The sequence below is a fragment of the Streptomyces sp. NPDC107654 genome (assembly GCF_055639035.1).
Genome location: NZ_JBVKBI010000005.1, coordinates 256,860 through 274,982, shown reverse-complemented (window position 1 = coordinate 274,982; position 18,123 = coordinate 256,860). Strand labels below are relative to the sequence as shown.

At 70.0% G+C, this 18,123-nt stretch carries 12 protein-coding genes and 2 pseudogenes; 10 read left to right on the top strand and 4 right to left on the bottom strand.

Annotated elements, in window-relative coordinates:
- Positions 1 to 335: 335 nt before the first annotated feature.
- Positions 336 to 536, top strand: coding sequence for a hypothetical protein (locus ACZ7N4_RS11865; protein ID WP_471356761.1), 201 nt, complete (start codon positions 336 to 338; stop codon positions 534 to 536).
- A gap of 518 nt (positions 537 to 1,054) precedes the next feature.
- A complete protein-coding gene (locus ACZ7N4_RS11860; protein WP_471356758.1) occupies positions 1,055 to 2,320 on the top strand; it encodes a helix-turn-helix domain-containing protein in 1,266 nt (421 codons plus the stop codon).
- 686 nt (positions 2,321 to 3,006) lie between these two features.
- Here the strand turns inward: ACZ7N4_RS11860 and ACZ7N4_RS11855 are convergent.
- Positions 3,007 to 4,227 (bottom strand): helix-turn-helix domain-containing protein, encoded by a 1,221-nt coding sequence (locus ACZ7N4_RS11855; protein ID WP_471356755.1) that lies wholly within the window; start codon positions 4,225 to 4,227, stop codon positions 3,007 to 3,009.
- Positions 4,228 to 5,009: 782 nt separating this feature from the next.
- Between ACZ7N4_RS11855 and ACZ7N4_RS11850 the strand changes: the two genes are divergently transcribed.
- From ACZ7N4_RS11850 to ACZ7N4_RS11815, 8 genes and pseudogenes are all read left to right on the top strand, one after another.
- On the top strand, positions 5,010 to 7,643 hold the full coding sequence (locus ACZ7N4_RS11850) for an amino acid adenylation domain-containing protein (protein ID WP_471356753.1): 2,634 nt from the start codon (positions 5,010 to 5,012) through the stop codon (positions 7,641 to 7,643).
- 17 nt (positions 7,644 to 7,660) lie between these two features.
- On the top strand, positions 7,661 to 8,668 hold the full coding sequence (gene gntD, locus ACZ7N4_RS11845) for a guanitoxin biosynthesis L-enduracididine beta-hydroxylase GntD (RefSeq protein WP_471356751.1): 1,008 nt from the start codon (positions 7,661 to 7,663) through the stop codon (positions 8,666 to 8,668).
- Positions 8,669 to 9,729: 1,061 nt separating this feature from the next.
- Positions 9,730 to 10,962 carry an ATP-grasp domain-containing protein gene (locus ACZ7N4_RS11840; RefSeq protein ID WP_471356748.1) on the top strand — a complete coding sequence of 411 codons (1,233 nt, stop codon included), beginning with the start codon at positions 9,730 to 9,732 and terminating at the stop codon, positions 10,960 to 10,962.
- Positions 10,959 to 11,132, top strand: coding sequence for a hypothetical protein (locus tag ACZ7N4_RS11835; protein WP_471356746.1), 174 nt, complete (start codon positions 10,959 to 10,961; stop codon positions 11,130 to 11,132). Before ACZ7N4_RS11840 ends, ACZ7N4_RS11835 begins: the two co-directional genes overlap by 4 nt.
- A 71-nt stretch (positions 11,133 to 11,203) precedes the next feature.
- A complete protein-coding gene (locus ACZ7N4_RS11830) occupies positions 11,204 to 12,247 on the top strand; it encodes a GNAT family N-acetyltransferase (RefSeq protein WP_471356743.1) in 1,044 nt (347 codons plus the stop codon).
- Between the two features lie 178 nt (positions 12,248 to 12,425).
- On the top strand, positions 12,426 to 13,286 hold the full coding sequence (locus tag ACZ7N4_RS11825; protein WP_471356740.1) for a thioesterase II family protein: 861 nt from the start codon (positions 12,426 to 12,428) through the stop codon (positions 13,284 to 13,286).
- Positions 13,287 to 13,438: 152 nt separating this feature from the next.
- Positions 13,439 to 13,741 (top strand): annotated as a pseudogene (locus ACZ7N4_RS11820) (glycine-rich domain-containing protein); the annotation flags it as partial.
- Positions 13,742 to 13,818: 77 nt separating this feature from the next.
- Complete coding sequence (locus ACZ7N4_RS11815; RefSeq protein WP_471356738.1) at positions 13,819 to 14,472, top strand: class I SAM-dependent methyltransferase; 654 nt, start codon at positions 13,819 to 13,821, stop codon at positions 14,470 to 14,472.
- Between the two features lie 306 nt (positions 14,473 to 14,778).
- Here ACZ7N4_RS11815 and ACZ7N4_RS11810 read toward each other — a convergent pair.
- The 3 genes and pseudogenes from ACZ7N4_RS11810 to ACZ7N4_RS11800 all read right to left on the bottom strand — a co-directional run.
- A pseudogene (locus tag ACZ7N4_RS11810) lies at positions 14,779 to 15,687 on the bottom strand (bile acid:sodium symporter family protein); the annotation flags it as partial.
- A 58-nt stretch (positions 15,688 to 15,745) separates the two neighbouring features.
- Positions 15,746 to 17,080, bottom strand: a complete 1,335-nt coding sequence (locus ACZ7N4_RS11805; protein WP_471356735.1) for a Dyp-type peroxidase — start codon at positions 17,078 to 17,080, stop codon at positions 15,746 to 15,748.
- Between the two features lie 26 nt (positions 17,081 to 17,106).
- A complete protein-coding gene (locus tag ACZ7N4_RS11800; protein ID WP_471356732.1) occupies positions 17,107 to 18,120 on the bottom strand; it encodes a hypothetical protein in 1,014 nt (337 codons plus the stop codon).
- Between the last annotated feature and the right edge of the window lie 3 nt (positions 18,121 to 18,123).

Here is an 18,123-nt window from a genome sequence, read left to right as displayed (position 1 = left end):
ATGGGGCTCCGCATCGTGGGTCGCCGTCCGCCGCGGGAACACACGCCCTGTCGTCTCCGCACGCGCCCGCTGCGGCGGGCGCCGGGACTCCCGGACAGGGCCTCGGCATCACCGCGGCTCCTTCGTTCGTGACAGGACGCTAGGCGTGGCCGGACAGATTTGTCAATCACCCTTTGAGGGTTGTCAATCTTTGGCAAGTGATCTAGCTTCGAACCGACCGAGCGGTCGCCACCGGCTCCCTGGAACTACCCGTTCCGCGCCAGGCCGACCGCGCACTCAGCAGCCTCCGGTGGGCCTGCAGACACCACCACACTCAACATTCCGGGGGAAGACTCATGAAGAACGCCCGTCGCGCCACCACCGCCGTCCTGTCGGCCGCCGTCCTCGCGCTCGGGGCGGCCACCGTCCAGGCCGGCACCGGGGGCCGTACGGTCCGTGCCGCGCACGTGAGGATCGACTGGCCGCTTCACGGTGGGCACGGCGCCCGCGCGCAGTCCGCTCCGGGCGCCGCGGCGGACCGCATCGACTGGCCGTGACCCGCGGGGCGCTCGGCCGGCGGTGATCCGCGGGGCGCCCGACGGCTCGGAGGGGCTGCGCCCCGTGCGGTACGGGTCGCGGCGACCGGTACCGCACGGGGCCTCTGCGGTGACGAGCCGACCTGCGGGAGCGTCCACTGCGGCGGGCCGGGGGCCTGCGTGGCGGGCGGCCGGGGTCACCGCTTCGACCCGACGGGCGCCGGACGCCCGCGGCCGCACCGGCCGACCGGCGGCCACCGCCGTCGTCCGGCCGGGCGTCCCGGCCCCGGCTCGCCGTGACCGGACCGCTCTGCGTCCCCGCCCGTACCCGGCAACCCCGTGCGGCGTGCCCCACCGGGCGGTACCGGTGTCAGGGCGGGACTTGCCCAGTCCGGCAGCCCCGGTGACCGGCCCGGTTTGCCGGGTTGCCGCTCCACCGCACGGACCGGGGTTGCCAATAGTTGACAAGCCTGTGTCCCGTACTGAAGATGGTTCCGTTGACGGGGACCGACAGGCTCAGGGATGGCAGGGATGGCTAAGTGCTCGAACAACCCGAGTTCGGACAGCTATTGAAGACCCTCCGGCAGGAGCGGGGCCTGTCCCAGGCCGATGTTGCCGAGGGAGGCATGTCCACCGCGTATCTGTCACGCCTGGAGTCCGGGGCCCGGCGCCCGACCGCCAAGGTGCTCGACCACCTCACCCGGCGGCTGGGCGTGCCCGCGTCCGTCTTCCAGGGCACCCGCACCTCGTTGCTGGGCCAGGCCCTCGCCTCCGCCAGTTCCTCGGACGACACCGACGACGCCATCCGCCTGCTCGGCGAGGCCGTCCAGGCGGAGAGCGGCCAGGACCTCTCCCTGCGCTGGCTGTCCCTGTGGAAGCTGGCCCAGCTGCACGCCAAGCAGGGCAAGCGCCAGGAGGAACTCGCCGCGGCACGCGAACTCACCGGGCTCAGCGATCGCCTGGAGGTGCCCACCCTCCAGGTGCGCTCCCGTACCCTCCTCGCCCGTTGCCTGCGTGCCGTCGGTGACATCGACGAGGCCCGCGCCGTCGCCCAGGCCGCCCTCGGTACCGCCGGCAACGGGGCCGTCCCCGTGGCGGACACCATCCGTGCCCAACTGGTGCTCGTCTCGGTCGAGGCGGAGTCGGGCCTGATCACGGAGGCGCGCCGGCTGGCCGACCAACTGCTGGAACCGCTCGACGTCCTGCCGCCCGTGCTGCGCGCCGAGGCCCTGTGGTCGGCCGCCAACGTACGCATCCGCCAGGGCGACTACCCGGGCGCCGCCCAGCTGTTGCAGCGGGCCCTGTCCGAACTTCCCACCTACGACGACCTGATGCTGCGGCTGCGGCTGGCCGCCGCGTCCCTGTACCTGCAGATGATTCCGCGCCGGGTGACCGAGGCCCAGCAGTGGTTGTCCGAGGCCGAACGTGCCCTGGGGCTCTTCGGAGGTCCGCTGCACCGCCAGGAGCTTCTCGTCATCAAGGCTCATCTCGCCTTCCACCAACGGGACGTGGCGCAGGCCAAGAGACTGTGCGAACAGCTCACGGACGCCCTGCCGCAACTGACCTTCCGGGACCGGATCCGGCTCGAGGTCCTCGCCCACCAGATCCGCATCCTCGAGGGCGACCGCGAAGCCGGCGTCCGCCGTATCGAGGAACTCGCCCAGGAGGCGCAGAACGCCTCCAACGTCCACCTGGCCTCCGAGATCTGGCGCACACTGGCCGAGACCCTGGCCTGGGCCTCGGAGAAGCAGGCCGCCCCCGGCCTCCGGGAGCCCCTGATGATCCCCGAGAAGGTCACCCGCTGACGCGGTCCGCGCTCCACGCCGACGCCGACGGGACGGCGGTCCCCGCCTCCTCCCCGTTCCTGACGGTGGACGGCCCGGCCACCTGCACGGCGGCCGTCGAGCGGTTCCTCACCGACCCCTCGCCCGCGACCGTCCCGGTGTGGACCGGGGGGCCGCCCGGACCTCGTCGCCTCTGCGGGACGCGCGGCCACGGTGTACGCGGGTGTGCGCCGCCCGGCCCCCACGCGCGCGGCATCCTGCTGAACCCCGGCACCCTGCCCGACGGGCTCGCCGCACTGGTCGCACCGCCGGGCGAGGAGTGGCTCGACGAGAAGGACCTCGCAGCCGCGCTCTTCGAAGAACCCGGCGCGCGACGCCGGGCGGCGGACGAGGCCCTGGCGAAGGCACCACCACGGACGGGCCCCGGCCCACGGGTGTGGCGGAGAGCCGCCCGGATGCCGGCCCGGCGGACGGGCCTGGATCTGCGTGTTCGGCGCGCCGGGCGGCAGCCGGCGGGGCGGCCCACAGCGGGCCGGCGCGATCGACGGCACCGCCGAGTGGGGCGCTTTCGGGGGATCGGCGGCGTAGAGCTGGTCCGTGCCTCCCCACGGGCAGGTGACGGCGATGCTGGACCGGCCTGTGCACAACATGGCACCCGCCCCGCACCGCCCCCGGAGCCGGCACCTCCCGGCAGGCTCCATCCCGACCTATCGGAGTCCTGCCAGCGCCTTCGCCAAGAGGCGCCAGATGTCGGCGGCGAGATCCAGGCTGCCCTCGTCACGGGCGCTCGACGCCACTCGCTCGAGAGTCTCCGTCCCTTCGGCGGTCTTCCCCTCACCGATGAGGAGCAGACCGTCGAGCGCCGCCAGGCGTGCTTTGTCACGGTACGTGAGCAGCAGTGTGGAGTCCTGCAGGGCCTGGTAGCCCGCCCTGGCCTCGGCCAGCCGGCCTTCGTGGTAGGCCAGGTAGGCGAAGAGCAGCTCCATCTCCTGGCGGTGCAGGGGGCTTCCGGTGATCTCGACCGCGTGGGACACCTCGGTGAGCCGACGGCGGGCCATCTCCGTGTTGGGCGGGGACAGCTGCAGGAACAGGGAGGCGGTCGCGAGCCTGGCGCGGAGCCAGAGGTTGGCGTCGTGGTGCGTGGTGAGCAGCTGCAGCACTTCCTCCAGGTGCCGCTCCGCGGTCGTGTAGTCGCCCAGCCGGACCCGGACGGTCGCCGACGCCCACAGGGCTTCGACCCGCAGGTCGGGCCTGTCGTCCGGGACGAGGTCGCGCAATTCGTCGGCGTAGGACAGGGCAGCGGTGAGCTGCCCGTCCTCGGCCTCGATGGAGATCATCGTGATCAGGGCGCCGGCGATCTCGGGCGCGTCCAGCGGCGTTCCGCGAGCGATCTCCAAGGCCCCTGTCGCGATCTCCCTCGCCCGACGCATCGCTCCCGTCGCCCGGAGGGAGCGGCCCAGCCGGGACCGGACCCGGGACCTCAGGTCATGGAGCCCCAGATCGTCACTGAGCGAGACGAGGCGTTCCAGATAGTCCTGTTCCTCTTCTCGGCGTCCGGTCCGCCCTGACACATCGGCCAGCAGCCACAGCGCCTGGGCGCGCAGCAGCGGATCCTCCTCGGGATCGAGGGCCCCCTGTTCCGCCAGTGCCTCCACTGCCGCATCCGACCCCGCGGAGGTCGCGGAGAGAAGAGCCCGGGCCAGCGAACTGACGTCGTGCGGCTCTCCGGAGAGCTCCTCCACGGTGATGTTCAGCCGCTGGGCGATGTAGGCGACCACCTGCGCGGTGGGCGGCCTGGCGCCTGATTCCAGGCGGGAGAGGTAACCCGGCGAGATGCCTTCACCGGCGAGGGCCGCCTGCGACAGGTGTCGCTCGGTTCTCAGCCGCTTGAGGCGACGGCCGAAGTCGGGCTGCTTCAGAGATTCCACGTTCCACTCGTCAGATCGATGCACGTACGTGCAGGGCGACTGTGTCAGATCACTCAGAACTCGCTACATCATTGCCAGTTTTGGCAAATTGCTGGAAACTACTGGCACGGCAGTCGTGCTGGGGCCTGTGCCCCCCTACTGTAGGCCACGCGCCGTGAGGAAGCCTCGTCTTCACGCCCGCAGCGCGCCCCCCGGCCGGGGGCCCCTTGCCGGGGTGATCTGACCTTGCCACCCGCGCCGGGATCCGGCCGAGGTGCTGTCACGTCGGGCCGGCCCCGCGAGACGATCCCGATGCCGATCGACGCGGAGGGCATGGCCATGCGGCCGGCCGAGTCGCACCAGGCCGCCGCTGCCCGGCGGAGACCGCCTCCCACTGCGTGCGGCGGTGACATCCGCTTCCCGTCCCTCCGGCCGCGGGCCGAGGAGCCGCTGCCCGCACGCCGCGCGGAGGTCTCGTACGACACGACCGCCGGTGGTGCGCCGGTCGTGCGCCCCGTTCGGCCAGGAGCAGGTGAACCGGCCGCGCCGGCGCCACCCGTGGCCTGGGCCGGACGGCGCCGGCGCGGGGCCTTCGTCGGCATCGACGACAAGTTGCCACCCGGGCACATCGACGGCAAGAGAGGTTGTCAAGTGTTGACATCGTTTTGGCAACTGAAGCAACATCGTCTCAGCGCCGAGGATCTTCCAGCCATGCGGGCCGGGACTCCTTTCGGCTGAAGCGGAACCGTGGCAGGACTCGACCGCTGCCGCTGGACCTCAGGAGATACGGAGGAGGGTCTCGATTGTCAGCCCTTCATGCACACGTAGAGCGCCCGACGACGGCAGACGCTGATCGACGTGGCGCACCAACCCTGGACGGCCCGGGGCAGCCGGTCCCCAGGACCCTCGCCGACCACCTGGCGAACCACGCCCTGCTCACCCCCGACGCGCCGGCCATCCAGCACGGCGACGCCGTGCTGACCTACGCCGAGCTCAACGAACGGGCGACGCAGCTCGCGATCCGTCTGCGAGACCTGGGCGTCGCGCAGGGAGCGCGGGTCGCGGTGGAGATCCCGCGCTCGATCGACCACTTCGTGGCGCTCCTGGCGGTCTTCCGGGCCGGCGGGATCCACGTCCCGATCGATCCGGACCAGCCGGCCGCGCGCAGGCAGTCGATCGTCGAAGCCGCACAGGCCCACGTTCTCATCGGCGGGGGCCTGAGCATCGAACGGCTGTCGGCGTTCGCGGCGGCACCCGACACACGCGGTCTCGCCTACATCATCCACACGTCGGGCTCGACCGGTACGCCGAAAGGCGTGATGGTGAGCCACGAGGCGTTCCTCCACCACCTGACGAGGGTCCAGGACGTCTACGGCTGCAGCTCGGTCGACCGCATCCTGATGCTGGCAGGCCCGGTCTTCGACGTGTCACTGGAGCAGATCGGCCTCGCGGTCCTCAGCGGAGCCACGCTCGTCCTGCCCGACGCCGCTTTCTGGATGCCGCAGGAGATCCCCGGCAAGATCGCGGAGCTGGGCGTCACGGTGGCTGACATCTCCCCGGCCTACCTCCGCGAGACGCTCCCCCATGTCGAACGCCGCGATCCGCGGCTGCGTACCCTGCGGCTGCTGAACATCGGCAATGACGTCATCCGCTACGGGGACCTCCAGGAGTGGTTCTCCAAGGACGTCCCGGCGGATGTCATCTGCTGCTACGGGCCCACCGAGGGCACGATCACCGCCACGGTGTACCCGGTCACTCCGGCGATGGCCGAGGGGAGGAACCCGTCAGCGCCGGTCCCGATCGGGTCACCGCTCCCCGGAACCCGTGTCCATGTGCTTGACGAAGAGCTGCACCCCGTCGGGGACGGTGTGGTCGGGGAACTGTTCATCTCCGGGCCGCGAGTCGCCGCCGGCTATCTGAACCGCGCCGAGGAGACCGCCGCCCGCTTCCTGCACGACCCGTTCGCGGGTGAGCCCGGTACACGCATGTACCGGACCGGCGACATGGTCCGCAGGCGGGCAGACGGCGTCCTCGAGTTCCACGGCAGGCGGGACGGCCAGGTCAAGATCCGTGGTTTCCGGGTCGAGCTCGGCGAGGTGGAGCACGCCCTGCGCACTCATCCGGGCGTCCGCGCGGCCCACGCCCAGGCCGAGGAGGACCGCGACGAGGTCGCGATCGCGGCCTACGTCGTGGGAGACGTGGATGCGCGGGCGCTCGCCGAGGACCTCAGGAAGCGGCTCCCCGACCACATGGTCCCGGTGAAGTGGGCCACGCTCGACGCGCTGCCGTTCACGCCGGGGGGCAAGGTCGACCGGGCGGCACTGCCCGCTGCCGGGCGCATCATCGCCGACCCGGAGGGGGCCCGGTCCCTCTCCCGCACCGAGGCCGAGCTCGCGGGAATCTGGGAGTCGCTGCTGGGCACCGCCCCGGCCACCGGGGGAGACGACTTCTTCGACCTCGGTGGCGACTCGCTGAAGATCTCACGTCTCAGCGCGCGCATCGGCGCGGTGTTCGGAGTCCGGGTTCCGCTGCGCCAACTCATGGAACACAGCCGTCTGTCGGACCTCGCCGGGCTCGTCGAGGACCTCGTACGGCGCGACTCTGCCCGTCCCGACGACAAGGAGGTCTTCAAGACGCGTTCCCAAGCGTTCGACGTGACGGTCTCGGTCAGCGATCCCACCTTCCTCGGAACACCGATCGGTCACCGTCGCACCTGGATGCTGGAACGTTCCCTCAGTGAGTTCCAGGCGGATCTGGAGCACCTGGACCGGCTCGTCGCGTCGCAGATACGCGGCGTCGACCGACCTGCCATCAACGGGTCCTGGGACCGGAGCGGGGCGCAGTACACGCCCTCGCAGCTGGTCATCGAGGGCCAGGAGGTCATGCAGGACTGGGAGCGCCCGCTCATGCGGGCGATGGCGGCACACGTCACCGAGAGCCGAGGGCACGTGCTGGAGGTCGGCTTCGGCATGGGAATCTCGGCCACCTACATCCAGGAGTTCGGAGCAGCCTCCCACACGGTCATCGAGCCGAACGAAGACGTCATCGCCGCGTTCGAACGGTGGCGCGACGGCTACCCGGACCGCGACATCCGGCTGGTGCGCGGTTTCTGGGACGACGTGATCGACCAGCTCGGACAGTTCGACGCCATCTTCTTCGACACCTATCCGACCAACGAGCGCGAGTACCGCGACACGGTCGTGCACAGCACCAACTACGCGGAGAACTTCTTCGAGGCGGCCGCCGCCCACCTTCGGCCCGGAGGCGTCTTCTCCTACTACACCAACGAGATCGACACCGTCGGACGCTCCCACCAGCGCAGCCTGCTCAGGCACTTCTCCTCGTTCTCGGTGGAGGTGGTGCGCGATCTCGCGCCGCCGAGCGACTGCACCTACTGGTGGGCCGACTCGATGGTCGCCGTCAAAGCCGTTAAATGAGAGAGGCGGATACACGCATGCCCCCCAAGACGCCCGTGACCTATGTGCTGAGCGAAGAGGACAACGACGCGCTCGACGCCGTCATCCACGACATCGTGCGAGCGGGGCACGACCCGAGGTCCGGTGAGCTGTACGACCTCGCGTGGCGGTATCTGGCCGGCGTCCCCGCGGGTCTGCGCGAGGCGCTGAGCGCCTTCCGCAACGCGGAGACCGGTAGCGCGTTCACGATCCGGGGCTTCCGCCTGGACCCGGACGCGATCGAGCCGACCCCGGCGAGCTGGGCCGATGCCGACTCGCTGCGAAGGGAGGAACTCTTCCTCGCGCTCACCGGTATGTGCCTCGGCGAGGTCTACGGTTGGTCGACCCTCCAGAACGGCAGTCTGATCCAGAACGTCCTGCCCCTGCCGGGTGTCGAGCAGGAGCAGAGCGGCCACAGCAGCGACGTCCTGCTCGGGTGGCACACCGAGGACGCGTTCCACCCCCACCGGTGCGACTACGTCGGTCTGCTCTGCATCCGCAACCTCGACCGGGTGCCCACGACGGTCGCCTCGGTCCGGGACATCGAGCTCAGCGAAGACGCCAGGAAGGTCCTCTCCGAGCCCCGTTACGTGATCTATCCCGACACCGAGCATCTGGGGCAGGTCGTCGACGACGGGACCCATTTCGGACTCTCCGAGATCCAGAAACTGCGGGACAACCCGGAGCCCGTGGCCGTCCTCTTCGGTCACCCCGATGAGCCCTACCTGCGGCTCGACCCTTTCTACATGTCGACCTTCGGGACCGACCCCGAGGCCGAGGAGGCGCTCAAGGAGATCTGCGAGAAGCTCATGCTCTCCGAGTACGACGTCGTTCTGGAGCCGGGCGACATCGTCTACGTCGACAACTTCACCGCGGTGCACGGCCGGCGTCCGTTCCGCGCGAGGTACGACGGCCGTGACCGCTGGCTCAAGAAGCTCACGGTGACAAGGAACCTTCGCGCCTCGCGCGGCCTGCGCCGTTCAGCCTCCTGCCGAGTGATCGGCTGACGTAGGGGATCCGTGCGGCGAGCGGGGACGGACATGCGGTGTGTCCGCCATGGGGCCGGCTGTCCGTCTCGACGGGAGCTGCCTGAAGGGCGTGCGGCCATCGACGACGACGCGCTCTCCCGGTACGGCCCTGTCACGGAGAGCCTCGCGGCCAAGGCCGGGGAGGGGTTCCGTCGGCTGCCGGGCGCACGGCACGTGCTCGTCGTGGGCGACGCGGCGCGGGCTCGGCGTCCGGTGCCGCCCGCGACGAGGCCGGCGGGGGCAGACCGGCCCCACCTCCCGGCGACGGCCCTCGTCGCGACCGCAAGGGCGGTGTCCTCCCGTGGTCTCGTCGTCCCTCGCGACGGCAGGGCCGTCCGCGTTCCCCATGTCCGCTTCGTCGTCGAGGACTGCGCCCAGGCCATGGGCGCAGCCCACCCGGACGGAGCCACGGCCGGCACCAAAGAGTCCACGCCTCCCTACGGCTTCACCACGCCGACCCGCTCACTTCCGGACAGGGCGGGCCGGTGCACGTCCGTGAGAACGCGGACGTGAAGACCATGCACGGCCACCACGACCACGGCCCGCAGCGGTGACCGGGGACGTACCCGACGCGGCAGCGGAACTCCTCCTGCGGCGAGAAGCCCGGGGCCGGTGAGGCGCTCCGCGTCATCCGGCCACGGCAGCCGCGACGACCGGAAGAGATCAGCGCCGGCTTCGAACGCGACCACGCGATCCCGCAGGACGCCCTGGGCGATCCGCCGGGCAGGGAGCTCGCACCGCGAAAGGCCAGACGACTCCGCCGCCTCCACCACCTGCAAGAAGACCCACTCCGACACCCACGCTCGATCGGTACGTCCTCCCGTCCACCCAGTCCTCGAAGACCGCGAGCCGCTCCGCTCCCACGGCGTCCCCGGGACCTCGCCGAGGGGCGACTCATGCGCGAACTCCCATGACGGATGCGCCCGGACCAGGGACCTGCCGGCCCGAACGTCCAGCATCCCGGTCTCGCCCGCGTACTCGTCCGAAGAACAGATCCGCCTCAGCGACCTCGTCCGCTCCGTCCTCTCCGGAGAGAAGTCATGCGTCCCTGTCTCCTGCTCGTCGACGGCCGGCCCGGCACCTTCACCGATCACGTCCTGAGCCGGGACGATCTCGACCTCGTGCTCTTGAGATTCGAGGAGCACCTCTCCTCACTGCCCGCCGACCACCTCCTGCGCACGGCGGACATCCCCGCCTTCACCATCGCCGCCGACACCGACATCCGGCGGGAGGCCGAACGCTTCCTCGCCTGGGTGGAGGGTCTCCCGGCACGACCGGCCCACTTCTGCAACCCGCAGGAGCCCCTTCAGGAGATCTCCCAGCGGTTCGCCGGCCTCGTCGGCCTGCCGCACCTCGACGCCGAGCAGGTCGCCTGGGTCCGGGACAAAACGGCGATGAAGCGGCGGTTCCGGGAAATCGGCATCCCCTGCGTGGAGTTCGCCGAGGTCGCGGACGGCGACGACGTCCTCCGCTTCGCCGCCGCGCACGGATGGCCGCTCATCCTCAAGCCGGTCGACGGCTGGTCATCCATCGACACCTACAAACTCGACGACGAGCACGATCTCGCGGAGCTCCTTCCGCTGTCTCCCGCACGGCGGTGGATGGTGGAGGAGTTCCTCACCGGACGCGAGTACCAGTTGTGCGCCCTCGTCGCTCAAGGCCGGGTCCTCGACACCTACGTCTCGTGGACGCCGTGCGCACTGCTGGAGACCGTCCACGGCGGCATCAACGGCTCCATCAGCCTCGGCGTCGACGACGAACTGGGCGTCGACGAGCGGGAACTGCTCCGGAAACTGGTGCAGCGCATCGTCGACGGTATGCGCATCGACCACGGCTACCTGCACATGGAGTTCTTCCGGTCGGACGACGGCGGCATCCACATGAGCGAGGTGGGAGCCAGGCTCGCCGGCTGCGAGCTCCCCTCCAACCACGGGTTCGCCCGGAACTTCGACATGATGGCCGCGACGCTCGACACCTACCTGGGCCGCGTCCCCTCGCTGGAGTACTCGGCGCCGCGCTGTGCCGGAGACCTGTTGCTCCCCTACAAGCCCGGTCGCGTCGTCAAGGTCACGCCCCTGGAGACGCTGCTCGCCATGCCCGGGGTGGTGCGCGGCCGGATGAACGTCGCGTGCGGCGACGACCTGCCGGATCAGCGGGCCTCCCACGCCTCCGCCGGGTACGTGCAGATCATCGGGCCGTCCCGTCAGATCGTGGAAGACCGGATGCACGAGGTCTTGGACGCCTTCGAACTGGTGACGGAGGACGCGCCATGAAGGCCTCCCACCACGGCCGTCTCTTGGCGAGACCCGAGATCTCTCTGTACGGCACCGGGGTCGGCGGGGTGCCCACGCCGGCCGCGGTGGCCGGGTCCCCGGCCGCACTCCTGGCCTGCTTCGGCGAGCGCCGTCACCTCGTGACCCGGCCCGGCGAACAACCCGCCTGACGCACTGGTCACGCGTCACGGAGATCACTCGAATGCGTCTTGCATTACCCACCAGACAAGGCTGATGTTTGATGACGATTCTCACGAACGACAAATCCAGCGATGAAGCGGCACAACGCCCATCGGGTCCGGTCGTGGCGTTCGCGACCGAAGACGACCGCGCATTCCTGAGAAGCATCTTCACGTCAAGCCTCGACCCCTTCTACGACGGAGACCACGAGGCCCACGCGGACAGGGTCCTCGACGCTCATCTCGCCGCGGGGACCGACGGCTACGGCCATTTCTCGGTGGCGCAGCGAACCTTCATCCTCTGGTCGGACGGCTCGCCGCAGGCGCAGCGACTGGGCGTCCTGCACCTCGCGGTCAAACGGCAGGGAACGGTCAAGATCAGCCCGCTGATCCTGATACCGAGCCATCGCCGGCGCGACGGATACGGGAGCGTGCTCCTCCGCACCGCCCTGGCTTTCGCCTGGGAGCAGGGCGCTCGGCAGCTCTACTGCACGGTCGCCGCGGAGAACACACCGGCCATCACGTTCTTCACGCGCCATGGGTTCAGGATCGCCGGGGAGTCGCCGAGCCAGTACAAGCCCGGCATGACCGAGCTGATCCTCTACCGCGGGCTCGTCGCGGCAGGCGGCGAGTCACCGCGCGACCTGCGCATGCGCCTGTTCGAGGACGGCGACGCGGCCGCGGTGCGCGATCTCATCCTGGATGCGATGCCCAGTGCCTTCCAGGGCGTGGACGACGACTGGGTCCGGGCGCTGTTCGACGGCCACAACCGCCGCTCCGGCAGAAACCTCAACCAGAAATACAAAATCATCCACGTGGCGGTCGACTCGTCCGGGACGATCCAGGGAACCGTCGCCGCCGGCCCCAAGAAGGGCGATCCGGTGAAGCTCATGCCGCTGTGCGCGAAGTCCCCCGAGGCGTTCGGCTTCATGCTCGACGAGATCCCCCGGCTCTTCGGAACCCTGGGCCGGAAGCTCTACACGCATCTCCCGGCGTCACCCGCGATCACTGCCCTCATGCAAGGGGGCGGATGGCGCCTCGAAGGACTCATGCCCGCGGCCTACCACCCGGACTGGTGCACCGTCCAGTGGAGCCTCGGCTCGTAAAACCTCACTGGTGACCGGAGGTTGGTGACGAATGACCCCGACAACCTCCCCGGGAAGGACTCGCCAGGATCACCGGAAACGGCGGGGCCGGCCGCGCCGGAATTCCTTCACCTGCTTGACGATCACGAATTCAGCCCACGCGGCGACCTCGTGACCCCCTCTACCGAAAGGGCCATGCATGCCTGACAGCAAACGCGCCGAGGTCGCGATCGTCGGATCACGGATGATCGGCGGTGCTGCACTCGGAGAGGGAAGAGGTGGCGGGGGCCCGAGGACGCGCCGCGCTCCGCGGACCTCGTCCGAGATCTGGTTCCGCTGCCCCCGGCCCACGCCCGGCGCCCGGATGCGGCTCGTCTGCTTCCCGCACGCGGGCGGCTCCGCCGCGGCCTTCCGCTCCTGGACCATGGGACCCGATGTCGAGGTGGTCGGTGTCCAGTACCCGGGTCGGGCCGATCGTTTCGGAGACCCGTTCCCCGAGAATCTGGAGCAGCTCGGCCGCGAGGTCGGCGAAGCGATCGCCACGCTGGACGAGCGCCCGACGGCCCTGTTCGGCCACAGCCTGGGCGCCCTGGTCGCCTATGAGGCGGCTCGTCACCTCGAGGAGATCGGTCAGGCCCCCGTTCATCTGTTCGCCTCGGCGTGCCGTTCCCCGCACGTCGCCGACAGCAGACCACCCATCGCAGGGCTGGACGACGCGGCCCTCGCCGCAGAAGTGATGAAGATGGGCGGCACCGATGCCCTGGCCCTGGAGGACCTGGAACTGCGCGATCTGGTCCTGCCCTACATCCGCGCGGATTTCGCCCTGTTCGAGGCGTACGCGCCATCGGCGGAACCACTCGCGGTAACGCCGGTCCTGGCACTCAGCGCAGCGTCCGACCCGTACGCGACCGCCACGGAGATGTCCGGCTGGTCGAGGGCCACGCAGGCCGGATTCCGGGTGGAGAGGTTCCCCGGAGACCACTTCTACCTGGTCTCGAGACAACAGGAGCTGCTCGCCACGCTCCGCGTAGCCCTGGGTGTGCGGGAGGGCCGGGCCTGAGAGCGGCACGGGGAGGCCCCGGACCAAGATCGGTCCGGGGCCTTCTCCCTGGTGCCCCCGGTTCCCATAGGGCTTCCACGAACCCTGGAAACGAGGGGCTGGGGAGTCCGCTGAGGTCAGCTGCGGCCGACGAAGCGGCGCACCGCGCACCTCTCGGGGGCGACGTCATGGGCTCCATCGAAAACCCGGATGTGCACCTCGGCGTCGGCAAGCCAGTCGACATCGGCGTCCACCAGCTCATCCTCGACACACCCGTCTGGTGGGGCATCTGCCGCCTCTGCAACGGCGGCCGGTTCAAGCACCACGCCCCGTTCACCGAGCGCCGCCGCGACGGCCTGTGCCTGCGCACAGGCGAGTTCCTCAAGAGCCAGGGCTGGCCGATCGACGCTGAGCTGTGGGCCATCGACGGCGCGGACTGCTCGCCGTGCGACGACAAGGTCCCCGACAGCCACTGAGCGCACTACAGTCGCCCCTGCCCTCACGCACCCCGGAGGGCGGGGGCTCCCTCGTACCTACGACCGGAGGATCAGCAGTGCCCGTACCGCACGACATCCCCGCCGAGACTGAACTCTGGGACGCCTTCGCCAAGAGCGCGTTCGATGCGGAGGCAGAGCCCTCGTTCTGCTGGACGCAGTACGCCGGCCACGGGCCGGGCCCGGAACTCCTCGGCTCGCCGGAGTCCGTCCTGGAGATCGGCTGCGGCACCGGCCGCGCCCTGGCCTACCTCTCTCAACGGGGCGTGAAAGCCACCGGCGTGGACCTGTCGCCCCGAATGGTGCAGCTGGCCGGAGAGCGGTGGGCGCCGCTCGGCGTCCGGATCGAGCAGGCGGAGGTCCTCGACTGGCTCGCCGCCGACCCAGCCCAGTACGACGCGGTGTATTCCATCTTCGGCGCGGCCTGGTTCACCGACCCGTCGCGTCTCTTCCCCCTCGTGCGTGAGCGCCTGACCCCGGGCGGGACCTTCGCGTTCTCCCAGCCGCCGGCTATCCCGGGCGCCTACGGCCCGCAGGGCATGTACAAGGGCGGCTTTGCCGGGAAGGCGATGTTCACCTACCGCTACAGCTACAAGCCCGCGGTGTGGGAGCGGCACCTGCTCCGGGCCGGCTTCACCAGCGCGGAAGCCCGGGTGATCGACGCTCCGAAGCCGGGTCACATCGGCACACTCATCGTGCGAGCCACTGCCTGAAACAGCGCTGGAGAGGGTTTGCCGCATGAGGAAGGCCCTCCGTTCGAATAGAACGGAGGGCCTTTAACCCCTCTGACCTGCTACTTAGGTCTGTGCCCCCGGCAGGATTCGAACCTGCGACACCCGCTTTAGGAGTTTTCTCTGGGCGGGGCTGTGACCTGCGGAAACGTCGACTGCGGGTGTCTGGCCTGGGACAACACCCCTCCGTAATTCTCGCGTGTTCACGCGGTTTCCCGGCCTCATGTGTGCTGGATGCGTTCCGGCGAGAGGTCTGCCCGAGAGGCGGCCGGTGGCTCAGTGAGCGCGTCATCGTCGGCCATCTGTCCGCACCTCCGTCTCCGCTGCCGTGGGGACCCTTCGTCGGCTGCTGAGAAACGTGGCGATCGGCAGGGCTGCTGCCAGGCCGCTGAGCAGGATGGCGGCGAGCGCTCCGAGGATGGCGGGCTGGTCGTTGAAGGCGATACCGATTGCGGCCAGCGCGGGACCCGCGTTGCGCACCGATGTGACACCGCCCATGGTGGTGCGTCGCACGAGCGGGCCCGTGGCCAGCAGCGTTCCTGCGGCGAAGGCGATGGCCGAGAGCAGGAACCCGGCGAGGAGGGCGAGGGAGCCGAGGAGCGCGACGACGCCTTGCCAGTTGCCGAGCAGCATGCCCGCCAGCACGATCAGAAACGTCACGTTGGAGACCGCGGCTGCCGGAGGGTGCCACGATCTTGCGGTGGGCTCGGCGTAGCGGCGTATCAGCAGGCCGATGGCGAACGGTACGAGTTGCAGCAGGGCCACGGTCCGCACCAGTGCTCCGACGTCGAGGGAGACGTTGGTGCCGACGTCGGCGGCGGTCAGGAGGCCGTTGACGGTGGGGGCGAAGGTGATGCTGCCGACGGAGGCGAGCAGCACCTGCATCGCCGCGCCGCCGACGACGTCACCGCTCTGCACCATGGCGAGTTTCGCCCCGAAGGGGCCCCCTGGGGACGAGGCGACCAGGATGAGCGCGATGAAGGAGGCGGAGGGGAGGCTGCACATCGCGCCGATGCCCCAGCCGAGCAGCGGGACGACCACCATGTTGGTGATCAGGGCCAGCAGCAGCAGCGGGATGTTGGCGAAGACCCCGCGCAGTGCCGAGACCGTGGCGCCCAGGCCGGCGGCGAACATGGTGGCAGCGATGAAGATGACGGTGACTGCGTTGAGTACCAGGTGCAGGGTCTCCATCGGCTTCCCCTCGGGCGGCGAAGCGCGTGGGGACGGCGCCGAAGCGCCCCTCGCCGCGCTGCTGTCAGTCGTGCGGGTCGCCGAGCCGGCGCAGGGCGGTCAGGCTCGGCAGGAAGCAGTACTCGCCTCCCCGGGTGACGACGAACCGCGGCAGGGGGGCAAGGCGCCGACGCAGCGGACGCCGGGGAATGGTGAAGTCGGCGGAGCCGTCGCGGGATCCGGTCACAGGGTCCTGGGCGTTGTTCGCGCCGAAGAAGACGCCGTCGTTCATCCACTGCGACTGGACGAACTCGAACTGCCGTCCCAGGTGCGCGCCGATGAACGCGAACATCAGGCCGCGGTCGGCTCCGTCGTCCTCCAGTACCCCCTCGGGCAGCGGCGGGCCGTAGACGGTGCCGCGCCGGATCATGCGGTGCAGTCGCACCTCTCCGGCCACCGCGGCGTCGCGGGGGTTGGCCCGGCGGATGTGGCAGCCGCCGGGTGTCTTGAACCCCGCGGGATCGTCGCTCTCGTACAGGAAGGTGTTACGGCGGTACGGGTCGGCGCCGAGCGCGGGATCGTCGTGGTCCGGGGCCAGCGCCAGGGGAGCGCCGCTGCGCCAGCGTCCCATGATCTTCGCGGCGATCATTTCCTCGTCCTGGGGCCCGGTGGAGTTGTCCTTCAGATAGCGGCGGAACTCGGCGACGTTCTGGTGGAGCTTGCGGAAGACCGCGTAACTGCCGTTGCGCCCCAGCACGTTCGGGTGCGGGCTCTGGACGCCGCCGATCTCGTCCCGGTAGCCCAGGACGAACTCACCGGCCTTCAGAGGCACTTCCCACTGGTTGGATCCCGGTGTGCCGCTGCCTTCGACGGCCGGATGGCTGACCCCGTCGCGATAGCCGAAGTGCTCGGTCTCGGTGGGCAGGGCGTAGCAGTCCTGCCGCCATATCGCCGTCACGCCGGAGAGCCGGTCGTAGGCGGGGCGGGCCCGGTCGACGGCCGCTTCCAAGTGCGCCGGGTCGGGCGCGACCGCTGTGATCACCACATGGACGTCGGGGCTGCCCAGCGGCGCTTCCCAGTGCTCCGGGCTGCTCGCGCCCACATCACCCAGCGCCTTCGCGCGGGCCGCCATCCCCTGCCGGAACTCCCACGCGAAGGTGTCCAGCGAGGCACGCGGCACCCCCAGCACCTCCAGGCCGCGACAGGTGACGGCCACACTCACCCAGGTCTCCCCCAGGGGACTGACCGAGTCCGCCGCGGAGGTCACCGCCGTACTCGCGCGCCGCATCAACTCCCGCCCGTCACCCTGGTCGTCGATACGGAAGGCCAGGTAGGTCGCCGCGTAAGGCGTCGGCCGAGGACTGAGCACCCCACGCTGGATGTCGTCGAGCTCCAACGAGACGTCCGTGTGCACGCTCACGGTTTGACCTCCCGGCCGGACCGGCCCTACTTGGAGACGAGGTTCCGCCAGAAGTTCCGCAGGCTGTCGTCCCCGCCGAACAAGGAACTGAAGATCGTCGAGTCCGCCAGCAGCAGATCGGCGGCACGGTCACCGCTGGGCGGCATCCACAGGAACATGTTGAACTCCGTGTTGCCGGCCTCGGTGAACGGATGCGGCCTCGACATGTCGATCGGCTGCCTGGCCAGTACACGGATGGCGTCGGGGTCGTCCGTCGTCACGTCGTAGTGGGGCAGGTGCATGTGGAAGTTGAAGTTCGTCACCCCTTCCAGCCAGCCCTTCTCATCCAGGTCCCGGACCGTGGACAGAGGAGCGATCTGGTTGCCCTCGCGCGTCGCGGGACGCAGCCCGTACCGGTTCATGACCGGCACCCCGAGGCCCTTCATCAAGTCCCGCACATAGGTGGCGAACCGCTGCTGCCGGGGCACCAGGGGATCACCGTGGTGGCGGTATTCCATCTCCCGGACCTTCAGGTCGTCCGAGGCGCCGACATCGTGGTGCGGGCCCAGGACCAGGCAGGCGTCCTCCCGGGCGAGGAACGCCCGCAAGGCGTCGATCTCCCCGGGCTGGGCCTCCTGCTCGGTCACCGCGTGGTCCAGCCCGAACACGAACAGCACGTCCGTGTCGTCGAGCACCCGCTCGTCGAGCGGTGTGAAGAAGCCCGCCTGGTCGATGCGCTGATACACCGGGACGGGATGCCCCGTGACCTCCTCGACGTAGTCCTGGAACGGCACCCAGGCCCAGAAGAACAGCTCCAGTGAGCCGGCGATGCCCTGCTGGAACCGGTACGGGTCTGACCACTTCGGCTCCTCGTACGCGGGCCAGGCCACCCGCCTGACCTCGGTCATCGTGGAGAACCGGTTGTCCAGCTCGGCCGCGTTGCGACCGGCTTCTGCCGGATAGCTCCACGAGACGTAGACGCTCACCCGCCGACCGTCAGGGGTGTACTTCCGCGGAATGTGCCGCTGGTTGTACGTCCGCGCGGTCCTGACCTCGCTCATTTT

Excerpts from the sequence above, each read along its gene's own strand:
- ACZ7N4_RS11865 (WP_471356761.1), top strand. The coding sequence starts at position 336 with ATGAAGAACGCCCGTCGCGCCACCACCGCCGTCCTGTCGGCCGCCGTC.
- gntD (WP_471356751.1), top strand. The coding sequence starts at position 7,661 with ATGCCCCCCAAGACGCCCGTGACCTATGTGCTGAGCGAAGAGGACAAC.
- ACZ7N4_RS11840 (WP_471356748.1), top strand. The coding sequence starts at position 9,730 with ATGCGTCCCTGTCTCCTGCTCGTCGACGGCCGGCCCGGCACCTTCACC.
- ACZ7N4_RS11835 (WP_471356746.1), top strand. The coding sequence starts at position 10,959 with ATGAAGGCCTCCCACCACGGCCGTCTCTTGGCGAGACCCGAGATCTCT.
- ACZ7N4_RS11830 (WP_471356743.1), top strand. The coding sequence starts at position 11,204 with ATGACGATTCTCACGAACGACAAATCCAGCGATGAAGCGGCACAACGC.
- ACZ7N4_RS11825 (WP_471356740.1), top strand. The coding sequence starts at position 12,426 with ATGCCTGACAGCAAACGCGCCGAGGTCGCGATCGTCGGATCACGGATG.
- ACZ7N4_RS11800 (WP_471356732.1), bottom strand. The coding sequence starts at position 18,120 with ATGAGCGAGGTCAGGACCGCGCGGACGTACAACCAGCGGCACATTCCG.